This window comes from Pseudoroseomonas ludipueritiae, assembly GCF_014490445.1.
GTDB classification, from domain to species: Bacteria; Pseudomonadota; Alphaproteobacteria; order Acetobacterales; family Acetobacteraceae; genus Pseudoroseomonas; species Pseudoroseomonas ludipueritiae.
This window is the reverse complement of sequence record NZ_JACTUZ010000388.1, coordinates 1-587: the sequence shown is the minus strand read 5'-3', so window position 1 is coordinate 587 and position 587 is coordinate 1. Positions and strand designations below refer to the sequence as shown.

Below are 587 nucleotides of genomic sequence, written 5' to 3'. Positions count from 1 at the left end.
CCGCCCGCCGCCGCCCGAGGCCGCGCCGCCCCTGCTGCCCCGCCCGCTGCGCGCCGGGCGACCCTTTGTGCTCTTCGTGGCCACGATCGAGGGCCGCAAGAACCACCTGATGGTCTTCCAGGCCTGGCTGACGCTGCTGCGCCGCCTGGGTCCGGCGGCGGTGCCGGACCTGGTCTGCGTCGGGCGCCCGGGCTGGCGGGCGGAAGCGGCGCTGGCGCTGCTGGAGAACGCACCGGACCTGCGCGGCCGCGTCCACCTCCTGCAGAACGTGGGCGACCCGCTGCTGGCGGCGCTGTACCGGGACTGCCTCTTCACCCTCTACAACAGCCATTACGAGGGCTGGGGCCTGCCGGTGACGGAAAGCCTGGCCGCCGGCCGCCCGGTGTTGGCACCGGCCCATTCCGCGCTGCTGGAAGCCGGCCAGGATGGCGCCCTCTTCTTCGGTGGCTCGGAGCCTGAGCTGGTGGCGAAGCTGGAGGCGCTGATCACCCAGCCCAACCTCCTTGCCGCCGCCAGGGCCCAGATCGCCGCCCTGCCCCCCCGCCCCGGCTGGGACAGCGTGGCCGCGCGGCTGCTGGAACAGGTGG

1 protein-coding gene is annotated in these 587 nt (G+C 74.8%); it reads left to right on the top strand.

What is annotated here, in order from left to right; genetic code table 11:
- A partial coding sequence (locus IBL25_RS26545; protein ID WP_187781397.1) for a glycosyltransferase occupies positions 1 to 587 on the top strand: 587 nt, incomplete at both ends.